The organism is Rickettsia endosymbiont of Cantharis rufa, assembly GCF_964026445.1.
Taxonomy (GTDB): domain Bacteria; phylum Pseudomonadota; class Alphaproteobacteria; order Rickettsiales; family Rickettsiaceae; genus Rickettsia.
Window position 1 is genome coordinate 1,413,304 of sequence record NZ_OZ032150.1, and the last position, 16,284, is coordinate 1,429,587.

Below are 16,284 nucleotides of genomic sequence, written 5' to 3' on the forward strand. Positions count from 1 at the left end.
AAAATAATTTAAAATGTATGTTGTTTCTGCATTTTTTGGATACCGCGGTCAAGCCGCGGTATGACAAAAAAACGCATTATACTAAAATTCATCTCTCCCGAATGCCCTTATACTCTCTATGTACATAGCCGGTGTAAAGTTGTCTCGGTCTGCTGATTTTTTGTTCAGGGTCTTCGTGCATTTCTTTCCATTGCGCCATCCAGCCTACGGTTCTTGCTATTGCAAAAAGTACCGTGAACATTTGCGACGGTATACCCATAGCTTTATAGATAATACCCGAATAAAAATCAACATTTGGATATAATTTTCTCTCAATAAAATATTCATCTTTAAGAGCGATAGCTTCAAGCTCTATTGCTATTTGTAATAACGGGTTATCATCTAGCTGCCCGAGTTCCTTTAATACTTCCTTACAAGTTTCTTTAAGTACTGCGGCACGTGGATCGTAGTTTTTATATACACGATGACCAAAGCCCATTAACCTAAAGGGATCATTTTTATCCTTAGCTTTAGCTATATATTTAGGGATATTTTCAGAACTACCGATTTCTTTAAGAATATTTATTACCGCTTCATTAGCCCCGCCGTGAGCAGGTCCCCAAAGTGAAGCAATCCCTGTACTAACACAAGCAAAAGGATTAGCTCCGGATGAACCGGCAATTCGGACTGTTGAAGTAGAAGCATTTTGCTCATGGTCGGCATGTAGAATAAATATCTTATTAAGAGCATTCTTTATTATTGGATTTACTTTATATTTTTCACAAGGCGTTGCAAACATCATATGTAAGAAATTTTCGGTAAAATCTAACGAATTATCAGGATAAATAAAGGGTTGTCCTATAGAATATTTATAAGACATTGCAGCTATGGTAGGTATCTTAGCAATCATTCTAATAGCAGTAAGTTCGTAGTCTGCTTCCTTAAAATTCAATAAATCAGGGTAAAATGCCGAAAGAGAACCGACAGCTGCAAGCATAATAGCCATAGGATGAGAAGAGCTACAAAAAGTTTGAAATAAATAATGTAATCTTTCATTCACTAATGAGTGAACAGCGACTTTTTTAGTAAAATTATTATACTGCTCACTACTTGGTAATTCTCCGTAAATCAATAAATATGCTACCTCTAAAAAATTACTCTTTTCGGCTAAATCCTTAATATCATATCCTCGATACCTTAATATTCCTTTGTCACCGTCTATGTAAGTTATCGTGGATCTACAGGAAGCAGTCGACATAAAGCCTGGATCATAAGTAAAGCGATCGGCTTCTGCGGGTACCCTGCTTATATCGATTACATCCTCACCTATACTTGCTTTAAGTATAGGTAATTTAAATATTTTTCCTCTAATTTTTAATTCGGCAAACTCTGAGTCATTATTATTTTCATTGGTCATATACATATACATTATTTTTATACATCAGTAAGTATAACCTTACTTTAAGGAAATTAGAAATGAATTATTATTTTTGAGGATTTAAAAATTTTCTATATTGCGATACGAACTTATAATACGTAAAATTTGTAAAGGGCTGGTATTAGGATCATAAATAATATAATAATTATATACAATCCAAAAGCGTAAGGGTTTATTTGTTAAATCTTCACGTTTACTTCCTATGTTAGGATTATTAGCTAATTTATAAAAAGCTTGTTCCAAGCATTCTAGTACGTTATCAGCTGCTCTAATACTATCATTTGTTATATAAATATCTTGTTTAGCTCAGCTAGTTAAAATAAATTGATTTTTAACCATTGTTTTTTAAATAAGCTTTACGAAAATCACGAATATCTTGTAACGCTTTTTCTCCTGGAATTAATTTACCTTCAGCAGCCTGGTCTAAACCAATCTGTATTTCGTGATTAAGCCATGTTTTATAATTTTCAAACTGAACATTTTGAGAAAAATTTTCAGATTTGACCATTAAACGTAACGCCGCTCTTATAACTTCACTTGAAGAATGGTAAAAGCCGCTTCCTACCTGTTTATTTATATATTTTTCAAGTTCAGGAGTTAAAGAAATATTCATAATATTACCTTTAGAATAACAATAATTGATATTAGCATAACATTATATGTTATTTCAAGAAGATTTAAGTCATCTTTTAATTTGATAGCTTCGGTCGTGCCCCCGTATTGCAGCTTAGCATGAATAGTCTATAATCCTCAAACAGTAATAAGAGAGAATTATAGTTAAGGAGTTATGACAAGAATATATGTTAAGTGTAGATCAAGAATAGATGTTAAGTGTAGATATTATAACGACACAGAAAAAGTAGTAAAGGCGGGATATTCAATTTCAAAACAACAGAGATATCAATGCAAGCAGTGTAATCGATATTTTTAACTGTAATATATTAATAATGCCTCTAAGCCTGGAGTCAAGGCTCAGATAGTAGATATGTCAATCAATGGCTCTGGAGTTAGGGATACAGTAAGAGTATTAAAAGTGGGTATCAATACGGTTATCCGTGTTTTAAAAAAATCTAGCGTTAAAAAAGATAAATCATTCTATCAATACGATAGAAGTAATTATTGCTCCTGAAATAGATGAACAATGGTCTTATGTACAGAATAAATCCAAACAAAGATGGCTTTGATATTCTTTGGATAAGATTTTGTTAAAAGTAGTTGCTTATACTTTTGGTACAAGATGTGATAGCACATCAGAATCATTACTGAAAAAAACCGGAGGATTTTAAGGTTACTTTTTACTTTACAGATGGATAGGGAAGTTATGCTAGGTTATTAGATCCCAAAAAACACATTGTTAGTAAAAAATATACTCAACGGATAGAACGGGGTAACTTAAATCTTAGAACAAGATGCAAAAGACTGACACGTAAAACAATTTGTTTTTCCAAGTCATTGGATATTCATGATAAAGTCATCGGAACTCTTATTGAACGTATAGCATTTAATACCCACATCTGTAAAATGGAGGTGCGACCGATAGCTTCTAACACTTAATATATTCATTTAAAGCTTTCTTAACTATTCCATTCAAAGTATCACCGTGTTGCATAGCATATAAACTTACTTCTTTATGCAATTCAGGCTCTATTCTAACATTAAAACTACCTTTAAACGGTTTATCGGGAATTTTACCGACTATATTACAATCTTCTAGATAACTATCTACAGCTTCATGCAATGATTTTATTAAAGTTTTAGCATCAGAGCCTTCATAAGTTATTAAATCTCTTATAAATTCTACTTTACCAAAAAATAATTCTTCTGAAGCGTCAAAATGTACTGATCCTAAATAACCTTTATAACTCATAAAATCGTTTTTTATCATATTAGCCCCTCTTCTTCTAATTTTTTAATTACTTGTTCAATTAAATATGGCTTTATAATTGGTTTAGGATGAGGTTTATGCATGTTAATAATTAAAGCTGTTTTTTTATTATAAAATTTTCTTCTAGAACCACCGGTTTTACCCGTTGTAAGTTCTTCAAAATGTAAACTACCTAGCAGTCTAGTTAACTCATCCCAAGTAAAGTCTTTAGGTTTTGATTTCAATCTCTTAATAAGTTTATCTATTGAACTCAATTTAATATTTTTTTAATTACAACATAATTGTAGCATCATTTATTAATACAAGCAACTAAAATTAGTTACATGAAATAAAGATTTAAGGATTAGCTAGCTATCAAATTATTCTTTACAAGATACTCCTTAATCTTGAGTAAATCATACCAAGAGGTGCGTTTTTGCGTAGGTTGGCGTAGTAGATAAGCGGGATGAAATATTGCGGTAGTCTGAATGGGTGAAGATAAATATTTATTGCTATAAAAATAATATTCTTGTCTAATTTTAGTAATACCTGAATTTTTTCCAAGTAAACTAGTGGCAGCCGTGCTACCGACTAGAATAATTAGCTTGGGATTAATAAGAGCAATATGCTTCTCAACGAAAGGTCTACAAATATCGACTTCTTCAGGCGTCGGCTGTCTATTAGCAGGAGGACGCCAAAATACCGTATTGGTAATATAAGCGTTATTTTTTCGTGAAACCCCGATAGCATGCAGCATGTTATCGAGTAAATTTCCGCTTTCTCCGCAAAAAGGCATTCCTTTCAAATCTTCGGTACTTCCCGGAGCTTCTCCTATTAACATAATTTTAGCTTCTGGATTACCATCACCGAATACAGTGTTAGTAGCAAATTTCTTAAGTTCACAGCCATTAAAATCTTGTAGAGATTTTCGTAGTTCTTCTATATTATTAGCTTTATCGGCAAGAGCTCTTGCTAAGGTTATATAGTCAATTGATTTGGACCCGTCTACATTGTTGCTCGTCGTTCTCCTATTAGTTATAGGCTTCGCTCCTTGCTCCTTGTATCCGAATCCAACTGGATTGACTATGTTATCGTACGTATCGGATTTGATTTTTGCTTCAGGCATAAGTTTTACTTGTGGCTTTTCGGTTAGCTTGGTATTATTACTCACTTTTAATTTCGGCAGATGCTCGTAGCAACAATATTCAACACCGATTGCACTTAACCATTTAAGCGTATTATTCATTATCTTAAAATAAAATATGTTAAAACATTCCGTACCGCACGAACTGAACGGCATAAGGCTTGATAAAGCTCTATCATTGCTTCTTGGGAATGTCTCAAGAAATCAAATTCAAAAAACTATTAAGAGTTCTTGCGTACAAGTTAATGATGTAATTATTTCTGATTCTGACATTTTGGTCAAGGAGAATGATGTTATATTATTTTCTTTCAAAGAGCCTGAAGAACTAAAAATTGCAGCAGCAAATATAGCACTTGATATAATCTATGAAGATGATGATTTGATAGTAATTAATAAAGCTGCCGGTATGACGGTACACCCAGGGGTTGGTCATCATGACGATACACTAGTTAATGCCTTACTTTATCATACCAAAAATTTATCGGATATAGGTTCATCGGAAAGACCCGGAATAGTGCATCGTTTAGATAAAGATACTTCAGGTTTGATGGTGGTTGCTAAAAATAATAAAGCCCATATGTTGCTTGCAAACCAGATAGAGCAAAGACAAGTAGTACGAAAATATAAAGCGTTAGTTTGGGGGGTTGTTAATCCGCCAGAAGGAACAATAAAAAATAATATAGGTCGCAGCCGAATAGACCGCCAAAAAATGACCATATTAAAATATGGCGGTAAAGAAGCCGTTACACATTACAAGACCCTAGAGCTGTTTTACGGCGGTACTATTAGTATGGTGGAATGCAAACTTAGTACTGGTAGAACTCATCAAATCAGGGTACAGCTAAGCCACTTAAAGCATTCAGTAGTCGGTGACCAAACCTATGGCAATAACGACCGAAAAATTGCTCATTCCCTACCCAAACTCAAAGCAAAATTAATTGATTTTAAACGTCAGGCCCTGCACTCGTGGTATTTAAGCTTTACTCATCCGACTAGTAATGAGATTATGGAATTTTCTTGTGAAATGCCAAGAGATATGGAAGAGATAATTAGTTAAAAATATTTTATGCAATGCTCCATAAAGCAAATTCTTAGTAACGCTACAGATAAATTAAATAAAATAAACATCAATTCACCGCAATTAGAAGCGCGAGTTTTACTACAGCATATTATAAATAAACCTATTGAGTATTTGCTCATTAACCTTGATGAGCAGTTAAATCAGTCGGAGATAGAAGCTTTTGAAAAACTGTTAGAGAGAAGATTAAAGCATGAACCGATAGCTTATATTACTGGTGTTAAAGAATTTTACTCACGTGAATTTATAGTTAATAAACATGTACTAATTCCAAGAAGTGATACTGAAGTTTTAGTAGATGTTGTATCTCAATGTCATTCCCGCGTAGGTGGGAATCCAGAAAAAAAGCAACTAGATTCCGTGGCCAAGCCACGGAATGACAGCATACTAGAACTCGGTACTGGTAGCGGTTGTATTGCTATCAGCCTATTATGTGAGCTACCAAACGCTAAGGCAGTAGCAACTGATATAAGTCTTGATGCTATAGAAGTTGCTAGAAATAATGCCCTGAAGCGTCAAGTAAGTAATCGTATAAAAATAATTCATAGCGACTGGTTTGAAAATATCAAAGATCAAAAATTTGATGTTATAGTTAGCAACCCGCCATATATATCGTACACCGAAAAACCAGAAATGGTACTTGAGACACTGAACCATGAACCGCACCTTGCATTATTTGCTGAAGAAGATGGCTTGCAAGCTTACCGTATAATCGCTGAAAATGCCAAGCAATTCTTAAAACCAACCGGTAAGATTATATTAGAAATAGGTTTTAATCAAGCAGATAAAGTTAGCAAGATCTTTTTAGATTACGGCTATAATATAGATAATATTTATAAAGATTTGCAGTCACATAGTAGAGTAATAGAAATATCTCTTATTAATTTAAATAGATCATACGCAAGACGAATCGGTAAAAGCTCGTCAGGGGTGCAACAAAATTTATTAGATAACGAACTATCGAAATATTTATTTTCTAAAGAAAAACTTGTAAGTGAAAAACGTAAGATATTTTTGGAAATAGGCTTTGGTATGGGTGAGCATTTCGTTAATCAAGCCAGATTAAATCCTGATGCACTTTTTATTGGGGTAGAAGTATATTTAAATGGAGTTGCAAATGTTTTAAAGCTCGTTGGGGAGTAGAATATCACGAATTTTTTATTATTTCCTAATAATTTAGATTTAATATTAAATATATGATGCGACTATAGTTTTCGGCCGCACCTCCATTTTACAGATGTGGATATTAAAAGGCTATACGTTCAATAAGAGTTCCAATGACTTTATCATGAATATCCAATGACTTGGAAAAACAAATTGTTTTACGTGTCAGTCTTTTGCATCTTGTTCTAAGATTTAAGTTACCCCGTTCTATCCGTTGAGTATATTTTTTACTAACAATGTGTTTTTTGGGATCTAATAACCCAGCATAACTTCCCCATCCATCTGTAAAGTAAAAAGTAACCTTAAAATCCTCCAGTTTTTTTCAGTAATGATTCTGATGTGCTATCACATCTTGTACCAAAAGTATAAGCAACTACTTTTAACAAAATCTTATCCAAAGAATACCAAAGCCATCTTTGTTTGGATTTATTCTGTACATAAGGCCATTGTTCATCTATTTCAGGAGCAATAATTACTTCTATCGTATTGATAGAATGATTTATCTTTTTTAACGCTAGATTTTTTTAAAACACGGATAACCGTATTGATACCCACTTTTAATACTCTTACTGTATCCCTAACTCCAGAGCCATTGATTGACATATCTACTATCTGAGTCTTGACTCCAGGCTTAGAGGCATTATTAATATATTACAGTTAAAAATATCGATTACACTGCTTGCATTGATATCTCTGTTGTTTTGAAATTGAATATCCCGCCTTTACTACTTTTTCTGTGTCGTTATAATATCTACACTTAACATCTATTCTTGATCTACACTTAACATCTATTCTTGCCATAACTCCTTAACTATAATTCTCTCTTATTACTGTTTGAGGATTATAGACTATTCATGCTAAGCTGCAATACGGGGGGCGCGACTTAGTTTTCCAGAAAGTTAATAATAGACGATATTAACAGTAGGGATAAAAATGCCGGATATAGAGCCAAAGATATATCCAGCTGAATTTAAAGAATCAGCGATTAGATTAACTATTGAGTCTAAGCAACCTTTTGCTCAAGCAGCTAGAGAACTAGCAATTACGAAGTATAGTCTATATAATTGGGTTAATAAACATTCAAAACTCAAGGAAGTAATGAGATATGAAGAACATCTGTATGATGAATTAAGGAGATTGAAGAAGAACTAGATAGAGTAACACAAGAACGTGATCTATTAAAAAGGCTGCCGCGTACTTTGCAAAAGAATCCCAATAAGGTACGCATGGATAAAGGAAAACAGAGGTAATTTTTCCATTTCTGCTATGTGTAAATTTATGAAAGTATCACGTAATGGTTATTATGAATGGTTAAATAATCTTGGATGTAATAGGGTTAAAGAAGGTAATGAATTAACAAACAGAATTGAAATTATCTTTAAAGAAGGTAGAGGTAATTATGGAACTAGACCTATTAAAAAGGAACTATCACGGCAAGATATAACTGCTAGTAGGAGACGCATTGCAAGACTAATAAAAGAAGCTAATTTGCTATGTAAAACTAAACGTAAATTTAAAGCCATTACTGACTCTAATCATAATAAGCAAATTGCTCCTAATTTATTAAATAGAGAGTTTACAGTTTATGCTGCTAATTGTTATTGGGTTGGAGACATAACCTATGTGCCAACTGGTGAAGGCTGGCTATATTTAGCAACTGTTATTGATCTATTTTCTAGAAAAATTATAGGATGGTCTATGAGTAATAACATGAGAGCTGATTTGGTTAATAATGCTTTATTAATGGCAATATGGCAACGTAAACCAGCAAAAGGGCTTATTTGGCATACTGATAGAGGTAGTCAATATTGTTCTGATAGTCATTTAAAAATTATAAAACAACATGGTATCAAACAGAGTATGGGTCGTAAAGGAAATTGCTTGGATAATGCTGTTGCTGAAAGTTTCTTTCATACTATAAAAACAGAATTAATGTATCAATATAAATTTAAAACTAAGGAGGAAGCAAAATATGCCATATTTGAATATATAGAGGTATTTTATAACCGTATCAGAATGTATTCTGCTAACGATTATTTATCACCAGTAAGATATGAAGAGATACAAAATTGCGCTTAAACAACTGTTCGGAAAAGTGTTTACAGATCATTATTTGTTATAATACTACATAGACGTTTATTTTCGTCTAATACTTCTAGATTTACTTCGATTAAAGGCGGTGTTAGTAAATGCTTAATAATTTCAGACCATTCTATTAAAATTAAATTACCGTTTAATGCTTCTTCAAATCCAAGTTCATAAATTTCTTCAGGTGATTTTAGACGATAAAGATCATAATGATAGATAGTAAAGTTGGGTGCTTTATATGTTTGCAGTAAGTTAAAGGTTGGACTTATAATGCTTGTATTTTCACCGCAAAAATGTTTAATAATTTCACGACAGAAAAATGTTTTACCGGCTCCAAGGTCACCGTTAAGTAAAACTATATCATTTGGTTTTAAGCTTTGTGCTAAAAGCTTTGCGAGTTTTTTTGTTTCTTCTTCGCTATTTAGTGTAGGCATTTTTTAACTTGATTAATCATTTGTAAATATTGATTTTGAAAAGTGTTTGAATCGATATCTTTCATATTCCAATTTTCGCTATTTAATATTATTATTTTAGCTTTTAATTTGTCGTATAATCGTGAGTTTTGTTCATTATTTAAAACGAGACATTTGTTATTAGACTCGTTAATTAAATCTTCTAGCTTGCGTATATATCGAAGGCTTTTTTGACTTTCGCTATATAATTTTGCAGTTTTAATATTAGTATTAAGAAAAAAATACTCGCTACTGTCACTTAATAAAATTACGTCTTTTATACTTGCAAGCTCATTATTTTTAATTTCTTGGAGCTTGTTTAATTCTTTAAGTGCTGCTGAAAGATTATTATTAATATCTTCTTGTAGTTCAGGAAATTTTTTGCTAAATATTTGTGCAAATTCTTGTAGTAAAATCGCAGTATTATTAAGATCAAGCCAAATATGCCAGTTATAGTCGAATGATTTGAATTCACTTAACAAGTCGCTCGTCGCCCTTCTATTATCTATAGGCTTCGCTCTTCGCCCCTTGTAATTAAATCCAACTGATTTGACTATATCTTTGATAATGGTTAAAGATTTAATATCACTGATTTTGATAATGCTTTTACTATGATTACTAATTAATTTCTCGGCAAAACCGTCAAATTGTTCATTTATATAAATAGCTATATCGGCGTTCTTGACTTTAGCAAGATCGCTTGGCTTTATATTATGATGATGAGGGCAATCATTATTTACTGCTAAACTTTCTATATCTGCTTTATCCTTAACAAGCATTGAAACAATACTAGCTATTGGTGTAATACTTACAACTATTTTAGGCTTAGCATAGCTAGTAAGGCTGAGGAAGGTGAGACATAATAAAATTGTCATTCCCGCGTAGGCGGGAATCCAATCTTCTTTAATTTTTTTTTGGATGCCGTGGCGGGGCCGCGGCATGACATCGAATCTATTTTTCATATTCATTCCTTTTGACTATTGGATTCCCGCTTTCTCGGGAATGACATAAAGGGATGCGGGAATGACATAGATGTAACAACTCCAATTTACTAGGTTTGAAATCCTGCTCTATCCAAAAATTTTTTAGATATTCTAATTTTATACCTATTTCTTTTTTTTCTATATTCATATTTAATAAATCATTACCATTTACTTGGAATTTCGGACGTAATAACGTATCATATTTAAGGATAAATTCTTTTACTTGTAAATAATCTAGTTTACCGATTATGCTGGCAGCTAATAAATATTCCCTATAATTCTTTTTTTCGAGCCAAATTTTCTTTATATCATATTCAGCGTCATTCAAAAAGTTTAGTATCGATAATATTTGCATTGCCTCATGCTTTGAGAATTTCCAGTCGAGAAGAAGCTTTGAATTTATATTTTTTAAATTATGTAGTAATAAGGCATAATTAGTTGCTAATTCTAATTCCTTAGTCTGCTCAAAAATTTTTATTTCATAATTTTGGATAGAGAATATTAGTTCTAATATTCCTATTTCAAACATAGCTTCTAAAATTTGCGCCGCCCTTTTTGACACGATAATTTTATCCATCTCGTTTTTTATTCGCTCTCGTGATAAAGTTTTTAAGCCGTCTTTTAAATCTTTACATGTTTTAAATCCTCTATCATCAAGCTGTTTCGAATAATAGCTAGAAAAACGGAAGAAGCGTAGAATTCGCAAATAATCTTCTTTAATTCTATCTAGAGCTTTCCCTATAAATACAACCTTTTCCTGTTGTAAATCCTTAAATCCGTCAAAATAATCATATATCTCGTTCTTAAAGGGGCAATAACTTAAAGCATTAATAGTAAAATCTCGTCTTGCGGCATCTTCGGTGAAATCATTTGTGAATACTACTTTTGCATGCCTGCCATTACATTCAATATCTTTTCTAAGAGTCGTAATTTCAAACTTCTCCTTATCTAAAATAGCTGTAATCGTGCCGAATTTTAAACCAGTTGGAATAATTTTTATAGTAGCTTTAGACAAAATATTTGTTACTTCACTCGGTATTAAATCAGTAGCTATATCAATATCGTAGCTATTTTTGCCAAGTAACGCATCTCGCACGCAGCCGCCTATAAGTCTTGCTTGTCCTTTTTGATTTAAAAGACCCAAGATTTTCTTATATCCCCTTGAAGGAATTTTTAATGCTTTATGTATAGTTTGCATTACTTAATTTTACCTATAGTATCGAATAGTTTTTAAAAGAACCTAGGGTCATCAACTCGTTCCTTTATGTCATTCCCGCGCAGGCGAGAATCTAGTACTTTAAAGCCTTTTAAAAGCTCGATTTATCTCGCTTTAGCCTGGATTCCAGCCTACGCGGGAATGACATTGAGTAGATTTTACCGCACATCCTTTTTTATTGCAAAAGATAAGTATAACAGGACTTTTTCTTAAAAAATCTTTATTAATTGTTATTAAACTTCCTTTACACTTAGCTTTATAATTAAGGTTGATGTGAATTTCGGTGTCTTTATAATAATTGTTCTTATTAAAGATAATTTTTTGTCCATAATTAGTTATAAAAATATTGTCTTTTAAAGGCGATACTAAGCTATCTTTTTGTCCAAACCAATTAGCTCAATATACTCTATTAAATGCCGGTATTTTGTCAGCGTAAATTACTAGTTTATTTTCCTTGTTGTTAACACCTACAGCCATGTGATTTACATCAAATATTAATTCCGGCTTTGGAGAGTAAAACATAAATATAAAGGATATTATCATAATTACAAGACCCAGCAAACGCCACGAGGTTTTCCATATACAAATCCAAAAAAAGCCGAATAAAAAAGTAAAGTACTAAAATTGGTGATGTAACCGAAATACCATACCGCCACCGGTAAATTATAACCAAACCTCTATAAAGCAGTTACAATAAGATGGAGTAATTAAAATAAATCATTGTAATAACATATTCAGTAGACTTTAGAAAGAAAGTTTCAGCAATCAAGAAAAAAAAGAAGATGAGTTTTGCATCAATATCAAAACGTTTTGGAATAGGAAAGAATAGAGTATTTGTATGGACAAAAAGAATATCGCCCTTAAGAAGTAGAAATAAAGATTCAACAAAAATACCGCTTGATAGATTGAAGGTAGGCGTAGAGTAATATAGTGATGCATACCAATATGAAAGGGCTGAGCGGTTAGGAGTTAGTAAATCAGGGATACATAAAGCATTAAATAAGTTAAATATTACGTATAAAAAAAGCTTTAAGACATCCGAAGGCAAAAGAAGAAGAGAGGCTAGAATTTCAGCATAAGATCAAAAAGTATAAAGCGGAAGAGAAAGTGATCGTATTTACCGATGAGAGCTGTTTTGTCCGTAGTGCTCCTAGGACCCATGGGTATTCAGTAAAAGGTCAGAGATGTTATGGTATCCATGATTGGCATCCGTCAAAAAGAACTAATGTTATAGGGGCGTTAATAGATAAATCATTGCTGACTGTGTCAATTTTTGAATGCAATGTTAATACTGCTATTTTTAACGCTTGGGTAGAACAAGATTTAATACCTAAATTACCCCATAATTCAGTAGTTGTAATGGATAATGCAAGTTTTCATAAAAGTCCAAATTTAAAAATTATGATAGAAAAAGCCGGTCATATATTAGAGTACTTACCGCCTTATTCCCCTGATCTAAATCCCATTGAACCAGAATAGTTTTAAGCTAAATCTAGGAGAAGAAAATATCTCTGTGATGTAGACACGCTTTTCGAAAAGTACATGACGTAACTGTTTTATAGAGGCTTAGCTATAGACCATAAATTTTATAAAAATCCCGTGTTTTATGGTTAACTTGACGGTGCCACTAAAACAGCACCTGAGCAAAGAATTGCATTTGCATCCGCTAAATCCATTTGGGACGAAGCTACTCAAAGACTTCTTGCTGCCTAAAATTTAAAAATATGGCACCGTCAAGTTAACTCAAATTTAGCAAAAAATGAGTATTTCATGAACGAAGCTATACGGCATATAGACCATAAATTTTATAAAAATTCCGTGTTTTATGGTTAACTTGACGGTGCCACTCTATTTGCTATAATTAGCTTCTTCCGACTAATCTCATATAACGCCTCTTCTCCTCCAGTTTCATATAGCTCTTTGAACCTATAATAACTGTCCCTGCTGTATCCCATAGCTTTACACGCTGACGATATACTTCCAAGACTCCTAGCTAATCCTAGTAATCCTATTTTTGGCTTTATTATTTTTTGATTTAGATTCATTTCTAATCCTCTATTTAATACTTATCTTATTTTACTAAATGTAAGATTGAATCTCAGCTATTGCAAATTATTAAGGTAACAGTAATGACATTTTTATCTAATCAACATTTTTCGGCAAACCTAAACAATAATGCTTTAAAAATTTTCCCTGACTGCTAATTAAATAGACAAAATTAGAGTGTTGTAATTCATATTTATTTGTTTTTTCATCAAATATTTTTAACGTATAAAAGACCTTAAATTGATCTGCTAAGTGCTGGATATCCTGTACTTTTCCTGTTAAACCTATAAAATTAACATCTATTTTTTCTAAATATTTTTTTAATACTTCACTTGTATCATACTCAGGATCTAGAGTAATAAAAACTACTTGTACTAGAATATTCTCTTTCTTCAAAATCTTAATAATATCCACTACTTTTTTTAATGCTTGATTGTCATACAAAGAATAAGTAGTACCAAAATAAATTAAACTTAAGTGACCTTGCAAATGGGTACTATCAAATTTCTTTCCTTCTTGATCTATAAGAGCAAACTTAACTTTAAGCGAATCGTCCATACTACTGGTTTTCGCATCAATCTTAAGCTTAGACGGTGTTAATGAAGAATAAAATAAACATAAAAATATTATGCTCGTAATCATAGCTGGGGCTATAAAAATTTTTATTACATACACTTGATTTTTATTATTTTTCATAACATAAGTAATTATTAATATTTATTTAAAATAAAACTTATTCTTATCATACATGCAATAAAAATCATCTTCTAATATATTAAATATTGTAATATCTAAACTGTAATATTTTTATCATATACATATTTTTAGTTAAAATTAATTAATTAAGTTGAAATTTTTTGAGTTATCTTAAGGTTAAGAACAAGATAAAAAAACAACTGATAAGGATGATTAGTATGTTAGATTGTTAAAAATGACTAAAACACAACAACAGTAAGAAACGGAAAAATCTGTTTTTGAAATATTAGAACCGGTTAAGCTGATAAATGAATATGAGCAGAAATATACACCTATTATTAATGAAAATAATAAAGCTGTAGTTATATTAGGACAAAATAAACAGGATTTAAGCATTATAGCTAAATATGTTAAAGATAAGAAATTAGCAGTTAAGAGTGATGACTTTGGAAATTTTGAATTTATCGGAACAAACGGACATGTTGATAAAATAGACATCTTTAATGTTCCTGTAAATAAAAATCAATCGAATTTAATGGTTTTTAACAGTAATTATTTGTAGAAGTCAAGATTTAATCTTATAGACACTATAAAAATTATATCTGAATGTCTGATAAGTTATGACTGTCAGATGAGTATTAAAGAGGTAATTCTCCCCAAAAACAATCGACAAAAGGAGCAGAATTTTCTAGAAACAAAGAAGAAGATTCTATAAATGACAATATGGCCGCACCTCCATTTTGCAGATGTGGGTATTAAATGCTATACGTTCAATAAGAGTTCCGATGACTTTATCATGAATATCCAATGACTTGGAAAAACAAATTGTTTTACGTGTCAGTCTTTTGCATCTTGTTCTAAGATTTAAGTTACCCCGTTCTATCCGTTGAGTATATTTTTTACTAACAATGTGTTTTTTGGGATCTAATAACCTAGCATAACTTCCCTATCCATCTGTAAAGTAAAAAGTAACCTTAAAATCCTCCAGTTTTTTTCAGTAATGATTCTGATGTGCTATCACATCTTGTACCAAAAGTATAAGCAACTACTTTTAACAAAATCTTATCCAAAGAATATCAAAGCCATCTTTGTTTGGATTTATTCTGTACATAAGACCATTGTTCATCTATTTCAGGAGCAATAATTACTTCTATCGTATTGATAGAATGATTTATCTTTTTTAACGCTAGATTTTTTTAAAACACGGATAACCGTATTGATACCCACTTTTAATACTCTTACTGTATCCCTAACTCCAGAGCCATTGATTGACATATCTACTATCTGAGCCTTGACTCCAGGCTTAGAGGCATTATTAATATATTACAGTTAAAAATATCGATTACACTGCTTGCATTGATATCTCTGTTGTTTTGAAATTGAATATCCCGCCTTTACTACTTTTTCTGTGTCGTTATAATATCTACACTTAACATCTATTCTTGATCTACACTTAACATATATTCTTGTCATAACTCCTTAACTATAATTCTCTCTTATTACTGTTTGAGGATTATAGACTATTCATGCTAAGCTGCAATACGGGGGCACGACCAAAAAAATTTAAGATATTCATAGTTATATAGTAGTTCATACTTGCTTAAGTTAGTTGTTTTCTATAGAACAAACAACTCTGATTTTATTCTTTGCGGTAATCATATATGAAATCTCAATCATCTCAAGCCATACAATATTCTGAAGTCACAAATGTAAAGGCAAGTAGTAATATTAGTTACAAGAGGAGACTAGAGGAATTAAACGAGGTAGTAAAGCGTCATATAGAGATGCGAAAGCAGATACTAACAAAAAATGATTGATTATGAGTATCTTTAGATTTAGCATCCTTTGCTACTAGCTTCACTAAGGTCGAAATAAGAGACGAGGGGTAGCAACTCTAAAAATGATTGTATGGTCAACAAGAAGCAGCTAATTAATATTGGATCAGAGAAATTAGCAGAAATCATTTTATCGCTTTATAACAGTAACATAAGCATACAAAAACAATTAGATGTGATATTAGCAAGTCTTGACGAAGAGCCTAAAAAAATTGTCTCGGTGATTAAAGCTGAGAAAGCATCTCTGAAAAAAATCCAGTAGATTTATTGACTATTATGAATAGGGTGATTTTGCTACCAA

General features: G+C 31.8%; 24 protein-coding genes and 5 pseudogenes. 11 read left to right on the forward strand and 18 right to left on the reverse strand.

Annotated elements, in window-relative coordinates; translation table 11 throughout:
• Positions 1–88 precede the first annotated feature (88 nt).
• From AAGD46_RS08005 to AAGD46_RS08015, 3 genes are all read right to left on the reverse strand, one after another.
• Positions 89–1,396, reverse strand: coding sequence for a citrate synthase (locus tag AAGD46_RS08005; RefSeq protein ID WP_341787241.1), 1,308 nt, complete (start codon positions 1,394–1,396; stop codon positions 89–91).
• An 81-nt stretch (positions 1,397–1,477) separates the two neighbouring features.
• Positions 1,478–1,660: a hypothetical protein gene (locus tag AAGD46_RS08010; RefSeq protein ID WP_341787242.1), complete on the reverse strand. Its 183-nt coding sequence runs from the start codon at positions 1,658–1,660 to the stop codon at positions 1,478–1,480.
• Between the two features lie 88 nt (positions 1,661–1,748).
• On the reverse strand, positions 1,749–2,030 hold the full coding sequence (locus AAGD46_RS08015) for a type II toxin-antitoxin system ParD family antitoxin (protein ID WP_341787243.1): 282 nt from the start codon (positions 2,028–2,030) through the stop codon (positions 1,749–1,751).
• A 372-nt stretch (positions 2,031–2,402) separates the two neighbouring features.
• Between AAGD46_RS08015 and AAGD46_RS09815 the strand changes: the two genes are divergently transcribed.
• The 3 genes and pseudogenes from AAGD46_RS09815 to AAGD46_RS09825 all read left to right on the forward strand — a co-directional run.
• Positions 2,403–2,546: an IS1-like element transposase gene (locus AAGD46_RS09815; protein ID WP_341786690.1), complete on the forward strand. Its 144-nt coding sequence runs from the start codon at positions 2,403–2,405 to the stop codon at positions 2,544–2,546.
• 1 nt (position 2,547) lies between these two features.
• On the forward strand, positions 2,548–2,601 hold the full coding sequence (locus tag AAGD46_RS09820) for a hypothetical protein (protein WP_410525952.1): 54 nt from the start codon (positions 2,548–2,550) through the stop codon (positions 2,599–2,601).
• Between the two features lie 166 nt (positions 2,602–2,767).
• Positions 2,768–2,860 (forward strand): annotated as a pseudogene (locus tag AAGD46_RS09825) (IS1 family transposase); the annotation flags it as partial.
• A 100-nt stretch (positions 2,861–2,960) separates the two neighbouring features.
• Here the strand turns inward: AAGD46_RS09825 and AAGD46_RS08025 are convergent.
• The 3 genes from AAGD46_RS08025 to AAGD46_RS08035 all read right to left on the reverse strand — a co-directional run bounded on the left by AAGD46_RS08025 (position 2,961) and on the right by AAGD46_RS08035 (position 4,527).
• Positions 2,961–3,302 (reverse strand): type II toxin-antitoxin system HicB family antitoxin, encoded by a 342-nt coding sequence (locus tag AAGD46_RS08025; protein WP_341787244.1) that lies wholly within the window; start codon positions 3,300–3,302, stop codon positions 2,961–2,963.
• On the reverse strand, positions 3,299–3,556 hold the full coding sequence (locus AAGD46_RS08030) for a type II toxin-antitoxin system HicA family toxin (protein ID WP_341787245.1): 258 nt from the start codon (positions 3,554–3,556) through the stop codon (positions 3,299–3,301). Before AAGD46_RS08030 ends, AAGD46_RS08025 begins: the two co-directional genes overlap by 4 nt.
• A gap of 89 nt (positions 3,557–3,645) precedes the next feature.
• Positions 3,646–4,527 carry a uracil-DNA glycosylase family protein gene (locus AAGD46_RS08035; RefSeq protein WP_341787247.1) on the reverse strand — a complete coding sequence of 294 codons (882 nt, stop codon included), beginning with the start codon at positions 4,525–4,527 and terminating at the stop codon, positions 3,646–3,648.
• Positions 4,528–4,543: 16 nt separating this feature from the next.
• Here AAGD46_RS08035 and AAGD46_RS08040 point away from each other — a divergent pair, with 16 nt between their 5' ends.
• Together AAGD46_RS08040 and trmB are read left to right on the forward strand one after the other, a co-directional pair.
• Positions 4,544–5,482 (forward strand): RluA family pseudouridine synthase, encoded by a 939-nt coding sequence (locus AAGD46_RS08040; protein WP_341787248.1) that lies wholly within the window; start codon positions 4,544–4,546, stop codon positions 5,480–5,482.
• Positions 5,483–5,491: 9 nt separating this feature from the next.
• Positions 5,492–6,643, forward strand: a pseudogene (gene trmB / locus AAGD46_RS08045) (bifunctional peptide chain release factor N(5)-glutamine methyltransferase PrmC/tRNA (guanosine(46)-N7)-methyltransferase TrmB); the annotation flags it as partial.
• Positions 6,644–6,749: 106 nt separating this feature from the next.
• Here trmB and AAGD46_RS09830 read toward each other — a convergent pair.
• From AAGD46_RS09830 to AAGD46_RS09840, 3 genes are read right to left on the reverse strand one after another with little or no spacing between them, the layout of a single operon-like run.
• On the reverse strand, positions 6,750–6,983 hold the full coding sequence (locus AAGD46_RS09830; RefSeq protein WP_410525996.1) for an IS1 family transposase: 234 nt from the start codon (positions 6,981–6,983) through the stop codon (positions 6,750–6,752).
• Positions 6,970–7,170: an IS1 family transposase gene (locus AAGD46_RS09835; protein WP_410525969.1), complete on the reverse strand. Its 201-nt coding sequence runs from the start codon at positions 7,168–7,170 to the stop codon at positions 6,970–6,972. The genes AAGD46_RS09830 and AAGD46_RS09835 overlap by 14 nt, the downstream gene beginning before the upstream one ends.
• A complete protein-coding gene (locus AAGD46_RS09840; RefSeq protein ID WP_341786690.1) occupies positions 7,127–7,270 on the reverse strand; it encodes an IS1-like element transposase in 144 nt (47 codons plus the stop codon). Before AAGD46_RS09840 ends, AAGD46_RS09835 begins: the two co-directional genes overlap by 44 nt.
• A 330-nt stretch (positions 7,271–7,600) precedes the next feature.
• On the opposite strand from AAGD46_RS09840, the gene AAGD46_RS08055 reads away from it, so the two are divergent.
• Both AAGD46_RS08055 and AAGD46_RS08060 read left to right on the forward strand, forming a co-directional pair.
• Positions 7,601–7,819, forward strand: a complete 219-nt coding sequence (locus AAGD46_RS08055; protein WP_341787249.1) for a transposase — start codon at positions 7,601–7,603, stop codon at positions 7,817–7,819.
• 105 nt (positions 7,820–7,924) lie between these two features.
• A complete protein-coding gene (locus tag AAGD46_RS08060) occupies positions 7,925–8,746 on the forward strand; it encodes an IS3 family transposase (protein WP_341787859.1) in 822 nt (273 codons plus the stop codon).
• Positions 8,747–8,766: 20 nt separating this feature from the next.
• On the opposite strand, the gene tsaE is transcribed toward AAGD46_RS08060, so the two are convergent.
• From tsaE to AAGD46_RS08080, 4 genes and pseudogenes are all read right to left on the reverse strand, one after another.
• Positions 8,767–9,189 (reverse strand): tRNA (adenosine(37)-N6)-threonylcarbamoyltransferase complex ATPase subunit type 1 TsaE, encoded by a 423-nt coding sequence (tsaE, locus tag AAGD46_RS08065; protein WP_341787250.1) that lies wholly within the window; start codon positions 9,187–9,189, stop codon positions 8,767–8,769.
• Complete coding sequence (locus AAGD46_RS08070; protein WP_341787951.1) at positions 9,177–10,082, reverse strand: metal ABC transporter substrate-binding protein; 906 nt, start codon at positions 10,080–10,082, stop codon at positions 9,177–9,179. The genes tsaE and AAGD46_RS08070 overlap by 13 nt, the downstream gene beginning before the upstream one ends.
• Before the next feature lie 76 nt (positions 10,083–10,158).
• Complete coding sequence (locus AAGD46_RS08075) at positions 10,159–11,388, reverse strand: CCA tRNA nucleotidyltransferase (protein WP_341787251.1); 1,230 nt, start codon at positions 11,386–11,388, stop codon at positions 10,159–10,161.
• 417 nt (positions 11,389–11,805) lie between these two features.
• Positions 11,806–11,949: pseudogene (locus AAGD46_RS08080) on the reverse strand (ComEC/Rec2 family competence protein); the annotation flags it as partial.
• A 239-nt stretch (positions 11,950–12,188) separates the two neighbouring features.
• Here AAGD46_RS08080 and AAGD46_RS08085 point away from each other — a divergent pair.
• Positions 12,189–12,332: a hypothetical protein gene (locus AAGD46_RS08085; protein WP_341787252.1), complete on the forward strand. Its 144-nt coding sequence runs from the start codon at positions 12,189–12,191 to the stop codon at positions 12,330–12,332.
• A gap of 154 nt (positions 12,333–12,486) precedes the next feature.
• Positions 12,487–12,885 carry a transposase gene (locus AAGD46_RS08090; RefSeq protein WP_341787865.1) on the forward strand — a complete coding sequence of 133 codons (399 nt, stop codon included), beginning with the start codon at positions 12,487–12,489 and terminating at the stop codon, positions 12,883–12,885.
• A 356-nt stretch (positions 12,886–13,241) separates the two neighbouring features.
• On the opposite strand, the pseudogene AAGD46_RS08095 reads toward AAGD46_RS08090, so the two are convergent.
• The 5 genes and pseudogenes from AAGD46_RS08095 to AAGD46_RS09855 all read right to left on the reverse strand — a co-directional run.
• A pseudogene (locus AAGD46_RS08095) lies at positions 13,242–13,451 on the reverse strand (helix-turn-helix domain-containing protein); the annotation flags it as partial.
• Positions 13,452–13,548: 97 nt separating this feature from the next.
• Positions 13,549–14,148 (reverse strand): SCO family protein, encoded by a 600-nt coding sequence (locus AAGD46_RS08100; RefSeq protein WP_341787253.1) that lies wholly within the window; start codon positions 14,146–14,148, stop codon positions 13,549–13,551.
• Positions 14,149–14,965: 817 nt separating this feature from the next.
• Positions 14,966–15,058 (reverse strand): annotated as a pseudogene (locus AAGD46_RS09845) (IS1 family transposase); the annotation flags it as partial.
• Between the two features lie 166 nt (positions 15,059–15,224).
• Positions 15,225–15,323: an IS1 family transposase gene (locus AAGD46_RS09850; protein WP_410525956.1), complete on the reverse strand. Its 99-nt coding sequence runs from the start codon at positions 15,321–15,323 to the stop codon at positions 15,225–15,227.
• The gene (locus AAGD46_RS09855; RefSeq protein ID WP_341786690.1) at positions 15,280–15,423 is read right to left on the reverse strand and encodes an IS1-like element transposase; all 144 of its coding nucleotides are present in this window, start codon (positions 15,421–15,423) and stop codon (positions 15,280–15,282) included. The genes AAGD46_RS09850 and AAGD46_RS09855 overlap by 44 nt, the downstream gene beginning before the upstream one ends.
• Positions 15,424–15,809: 386 nt before the next feature.
• Between AAGD46_RS09855 and AAGD46_RS08110 the strand changes: the two genes are divergently transcribed.
• Complete coding sequence (locus tag AAGD46_RS08110; protein WP_341787254.1) at positions 15,810–15,965, forward strand: hypothetical protein; 156 nt, start codon at positions 15,810–15,812, stop codon at positions 15,963–15,965.
• A 91-nt stretch (positions 15,966–16,056) separates the two neighbouring features.
• Positions 16,057–16,245: a hypothetical protein gene (locus tag AAGD46_RS08115; RefSeq protein ID WP_341787255.1), complete on the forward strand. Its 189-nt coding sequence runs from the start codon at positions 16,057–16,059 to the stop codon at positions 16,243–16,245.
• The last annotated feature ends 39 nt before the right edge of the window (positions 16,246–16,284 follow it).